We start from the raw sequence: 5633 nt of genomic DNA on the forward strand, positions 1-5633 counted from the left end.
CGGACAATCCGTTTTCCCGCCTCCAGAGCGCTGATAGACATGGCGTTCAATCACGACTTCTCCGTAGGGCGTTTGATACGCTTTGGGCTGCTTGCCTTTGGTTCGCATCACCTCTCCGGCAATCTCAATGGCTGAACCGTCGGTGTCCAGATACTCAAGAGCGGCTGTAGTGGCAATACGACCCGCCTCGTTGAGGCTTTCCTGAATCGCTTCTTCACTGGTCAGCAGCGAATGACTCAGGTCTATCGTCACTTCTATCCTGACTTGCGTCCCTTCTTGACTCAGCAATTGAGCGCTCATACTCACCACCTCTTGGTTGCCTCACTCAGTGATATCATGCTTGACCTACTAAATCAAGTAGAGGTCGCACCCCATCCGATGTTTACGGGGCGTTGTCCTGAGTGTGAGCGAACACTAATGCAAACTCATCCTGCGCGGGTGTATTGGGATTGTCAGGAGTGCGGATGGAGGGATGATTCGATCTAAAGGGATGATTAACGTTCCTGCTCGGTTGGACGAATCAAAATCTCATTGACATTCACATGGGCAGGTTGAGTCACAGCATAGAGGATCGCAGTTGCGATATCTTCACTCTCTAGCGGTTTCACTGAGCCGTAAAATTTTGCTGCTAGCTCTTTCGCGGCTGGATCAGTAATGTGTTGCGGTAGTTCAGTTGCTACCAAACCTGGTTCGATAATCGTGACTCGAATCTGATTTTGGTACACTTCCTTGCGTAACGCTTCAGAGAAAGCGCCCACTGCCCATTTTGTTGCGTTGTACACTCCGCTTCCAGCATTGGCAACTCGACCCGCCACGGATGAAATATTTACAATGTGTCCGCTATTTTGAGCCTTCAACAGCGGTAAAACGGCATGGGTCGCATACATCAGTCCCAGAACGTTCAAGTTGATCATGCGTCGCCAGTCTTCGGTATCTGCACCATCGATCATGCCCAGCAGCATCACTCCTGCATTGTTGACCAGGATATCAACCTGCCCCCAAGCAGACTGCGTTTTTGCGATCGCATCTCGAATCTGAGTTTCATCTGTCACATCTGCGGGAATCGGCAAAGCTTCACCCCCTGCGGTCTGAATTCGTTGGACAAGATTATTGAGGCGGTCTGCACGACGGGCTATCACGGCAACCTTCGCGCCTTCTTTAGCAAGTAGAACGGCGGTAGCTTCTCCAATGCCTGAAGAGGCTCCAGTGACGATCGCAACTTTTCCAGTTAATTTTCCAGGCATGGTGTTTCCTAGCGTTAGAGATTCTAATTCCTGAGTGTGGCTATCATCAGTGGGCTTGCCGTCTACCTTAGAACTGAAATTGATGGAAGTGACCTATCGCACAAACTTACCTGGCGCGGGTGTATTGGGACTGTCAGTGTGGATGGAGGGATGATTCAGTGTAGGTGCAAGCTTGTAGGATCAGTAGATTGAAAATTCTCTAAGAATCGCCTTTTTGATGGACTAGCGCAAGTCATAACTCTCTTTGTACTCAACTAGCTCCAGTCCGGTATTATCTGGGTCTTGTACATAAATGCGGTACTTTGTTTCTGGAGAATCTTCAAGAAAGTACTCAATCTGATTCGCTTCTAAAAGCGATAGCATTCTCTTGCCATCGTCAATCACCAGACCAATATGGTCAATGCTGCCTGTACTCATCGGTGTCGAATGATTGGGATGTTCGTAGAGTGAGAGGTAAAACTGCTGATTGCCAAAATGTAGCCAACTCATTTCCTCTGACCGTTCTTGAGCACGAATAAACCATTCAGGGAAAAGGGTTTGATAAAATTGCAGCGTGGTCTCTAAGTTTTGACAGACCTTGTTGATATGCTCGATTCGCTGAAAGTTCATAGCAACCTCTGAAGATGTTCTTTCCTAAACCATACTCATAATGAGTTCGATTTGAGAGGCGATTAACATTTTTTGATAGAGAGGATAGGCAATCAGGGATGTCTAGTCGTTCTCCAATCACTCATCAGTCGGAACGCCCAGACGCTCAGAGCAACCGTAGATGATGAGTCAAGATCCCTAGAATGGGATTGATACGGCTCCAAGATGGAGTGTCCAATGGTTGACCAATTGAAAACAGGTTCTTTCTAATCTAAGATGTGCCTCATTAAGCAACGAGATGTTCAAGAAGGCTGTTGTGTTTAATCGCTCTAGATCGAGGTTTCTGCTTTTACTACTCTGCGTTGTGGGATTGGGCATAGTCGCACGATTCGTTCTTCACAAATACAGTCAGCCTAACGCTTCTGTTTCAGCAGCGATTCCGACTTCAACCCTTCACACAGCGGTCTTAGCAGACGATCGCGCCGTTCCCCGATACGCCCATATTTTTGTCATCATTGCCGAGAATAAAGCATATGAGCAAATTATCGGCAGCCCCAACGCGCCGAATCTCAATCAATTCGCTAAAACTTACGGATTAGCCACGCAGTTTTATGGCGAAGTGCATCCGAGCGAAGCAAACTATGTAGCGATGTTAGGCGGTAATACCTTTGGCATTCATGACGATGATGCGTTCTACTGCAATGCAGGAAAGGTAGACCCATTTTGTCACGATGCTCAAACGTCTGGCTATGCGAATCATACGATCTCGCAACCGAGTTTAATGACTCAGTTAGAACAGCGAAATTTAAGCTGGAAAGGATATTTTGAGGATCTGCCGGAACCAGGATCAAAAGCGATCGTCGCTCCAAATGGCATTCGGGCTTTGTATGCCGCCAAGCACAACGGCTTTATGAGCTTCAAATCTGTACAGGATGATCCGAATCGTGCCCAAAAAATCGTCGGTTTCTCGCAGCTTGCCTCTGACCTCAAAAGCGGCAATGTTCCCAACTACAGCCATATTGTGCTCAACCAATGCCATGAGATGCACGGCTTAGCCGAATGCCCGAACCCCCAAAGCTTGATTCGGACTGGAGACGCGCAAATTGCTCAAGTCGTCAACCAAATCATGCAGTCGTCAATTTGGACTAAACCGGGCAACAGCGCGATCGTGATTACCTGGGATGAAAATAATGGCAGCACGCATGAACAAACGGGCTGCTGTGGGTACGAGCCTCAAAGTGCGGCTAATTTTGGCGGTGGGCATATTGCCACGATCGTTATCACCAATCACGGGCACCATGGGATCGTCGATTCAACGCCTTACAATCACTATTCGCTCCTGAGAACGACCGAAGATGCGTTTGGCATTGATGAGTATCTCAATCACGCAGGCGATACCACACAAGGCATCAAACCGCTGATAAAACTCTTTGCCCAACAATCAAAGTGATCGATTCTTTTTGCACCCCTACTCGGCGTTTCCGTAGCTTTTGACCCAAAAACGACTCTAAGCCTGAAAGCCTCTGTGCAATCGACTTGCGATAGTTGACTTCTCGGGCTACCAATTTAAGCCGGGACAGTAGATCCCTCAAAGCTTAAAGTTTCGTTCAATCTGTCCCGCTTTATGTCGATAGCCACTTCTCGGCTTGCCTAAAGTGAGAAACCGCTCGACGCATCAGGTTTCCAAATATCTGGATTAGGCTTGGTTCTCTGCTTATTGCAGCAGTTAACCGACAGATCTCTCATGCTTCTTTCACATTTCTATAGCTCATATAACCTTCGTAAATCAGCGATCGTCCCTTGAGAGGGTTAAAAACCGGAACTATGCCGCCAAAGCTAGACTACGAAAGTGTTTCAGCGCTTGCATGGCGGCTGACGGCAGCTTCGCTACTTTTACCCCTAGTAAGGTCAGCAATTATGCCATCCATGGCGAGGAGCGTTCTAGCACTATTTGTGGAGGACTGATGGTAAGCAGAAGCGGCAACCAGACAGTCAAGCGATAAGCCTCTAACATGACCGTGTCCTGGTGCGATGACTTTAGGTTTGCGATAGCTTTGACGGCACTCGTGCCAGATTCATCAGGACTACGCCCACGGTGACTAGCCCAATCGCCGCCCACTGCTGCGCTTTTAAGCCATCGCTGAGAATGAGCACGCCTAGAATTGCCGTCACGGCTGGACCACTAGCCCCGATGATAGCGGTCGCAGCGGCACCAATCTCGCGAATGCCAAAATTGTTGAAGAGATAGCCAGTTAAGGTGGCAAGACAAAGCAGCAGTCCTATCACAAGCAGACCAACGTTGAGGCTGATGTGAATGACAAACAGGGCAAAGCCTGACAGTACTAGCCATTCCACTGTAAACACCAGGCTGGTAAAGGTAGCAGGGTTGATCTTGCGAAAGCACGCTTGGGCAATGATCCCTTCCAGGGCAAACATGGCACCAGCACCAATCGCTGCGAATGACCCGAGCGGGTCAGCGGTGGAAAAGGCTGCGAGTGCTTTGGGTAAATCAGTGCCCAAAGCTTCGACCGGGATTTTGAAAGCTAACCAGGCACAACCAAGATAAATCAAACCAATGGCGACCCATTGCTTCCAGGCAGGACGTTCGCCAAAGCACCACCAAGCAAGCAGGGTCGTGATGGTGGGGTAGATAAAGAAGAGCGTGACAGCGGTGGCCGGACCCAGTTTGGAGATCGCAAAATAATTGAGCGTCTGGGAAAGGAAAAGAAACACGCCGGCTGCGACGATGCGGAGCTTGAGCACGTGATCGTTGCCCATCATCACTTGTCGCGCTTCCTGCCAACCGCCGGGTCGCAGAGACGGCAACAGCACCCACAAGAGGGGGAGCAGAAAAGTGATCCGCACCAGCAGCACCAGCAGTGGTACCTGAAAAGGGTTATGGAGGTCCGGAGTCACATAGCCGCCTGCTTGCATGCCTCCTAAGACTGGTATGGGGATTGGTGCTTGGGCAAGCTTCACTAAATTATTTTGCAGAGATAGAAACAGCGTCGCGAGCAAGACAAGGGTCAACCCTCGCCACCATTGTTTAGCGGTGCTTACTCTATCAGACGCGGCGTTTGAGGGCAAAAGTCTGCTCATAGCTTTATTACAATTGCAACGATAAGGAAAGCGAATCAGTTTGCAGTCAGTTGTACAGTGCCAAATTAAATGACATTAGGACAAATCCGTGTCGTCAGACCATTCCGGTCGCTGCACACTTCCAGCCATTAAGGTTGATGCCAGGTTGTCCACGCCCTGTCCGTACTCGAAGCTAAACGTTAGCAGAGACAGGCTTCATACCCTTGATGATATCAATTTGGCACCACGACAAATAAAAAGTCACTGTACAAATAGGCTGCAGATCGATGTTTCCTGATCTGGAGTTGAGTCGCGGGAATAAGAATGGGATAGCAGATTAATATTTTAGTCATAGTATTAAGTACCTTTGATCTATTAATCAGACAATCTCAGTACCTATCTTCAACCTTACGGAAAGAAGCGAGATACCTGCATCAGAAAGCCCTCTGTCTTTATTTTTGTCCACCTTTAACCTTGAGAAGCCCCTCCCATGACACGGAACCACACGTTGCGGGTTTTGCTCCGAAGCCTTCTTTTGTTTGTCTTGAGTGCCGGTCTAATTGCCGTTTCCGGAGAGCGAAGTCTTTCGGTTTTAGCTCGGTCAGCTGAACTCACGGCTCTTGACTACACCACTCCCATTAATGTCCGTGCCAATCCATCTACTCTGGCAGAACCTTTGCACTACGGATTTGCTGGAGATCGGGTCGAGATTCTCAACCAAAC

5 protein-coding genes and 1 pseudogene are annotated in these 5633 nt (G+C 48.8%); 2 read left to right on the plus strand and 4 right to left on the minus strand.

The window, feature by feature from the left end; genetic code table 11:
- The 3 genes and pseudogenes from A8707_RS25325 to A8707_RS25335 form a co-directional block, all read right to left on the minus strand.
- A pseudogene (locus A8707_RS25325) lies at positions 1 to 300 on the minus strand (ISKra4 family transposase); the annotation flags it as partial.
- Between the two features lie 194 nt (positions 301 to 494).
- A complete protein-coding gene (locus tag A8707_RS25330; protein WP_068820135.1) occupies positions 495 to 1244 on the minus strand; it encodes an SDR family NAD(P)-dependent oxidoreductase in 750 nt (249 codons plus the stop codon).
- 222 nt (positions 1245 to 1466) lie between these two features.
- Entirely contained in the window at positions 1467 to 1853 is a 387-nt protein-coding gene (locus A8707_RS25335) for a VOC family protein (protein WP_068820137.1), read from the minus strand.
- Between the two features lie 343 nt (positions 1854 to 2196).
- Between A8707_RS25335 and A8707_RS25340 the strand changes: the two genes are divergently transcribed.
- Complete coding sequence (locus tag A8707_RS25340) at positions 2197 to 3282, plus strand: alkaline phosphatase family protein (protein WP_231948477.1); 1086 nt, start codon at positions 2197 to 2199, stop codon at positions 3280 to 3282.
- Positions 3283 to 3869: 587 nt separating this feature from the next.
- Here the strand turns inward: A8707_RS25340 and A8707_RS25345 are convergent.
- Positions 3870 to 4862 carry a DMT family transporter gene (locus tag A8707_RS25345; RefSeq protein ID WP_197485070.1) on the minus strand — a complete coding sequence of 331 codons (993 nt, stop codon included), beginning with the start codon at positions 4860 to 4862 and terminating at the stop codon, positions 3870 to 3872.
- 538 nt (positions 4863 to 5400) lie between these two features.
- Between A8707_RS25345 and A8707_RS30045 the strand changes: the two genes are divergently transcribed.
- The coding region (locus A8707_RS30045; RefSeq protein WP_068820143.1) for a hypothetical protein at positions 5401 to 5633 on the plus strand (233 nt) is incomplete at its 3' end.

It is taken from the genome of Phormidesmis priestleyi BC1401, from assembly GCF_001650195.1.
Taxonomy (GTDB): domain Bacteria; phylum Cyanobacteriota; class Cyanobacteriia; order Leptolyngbyales; family Leptolyngbyaceae; genus Phormidesmis_A; species Phormidesmis_A priestleyi_B.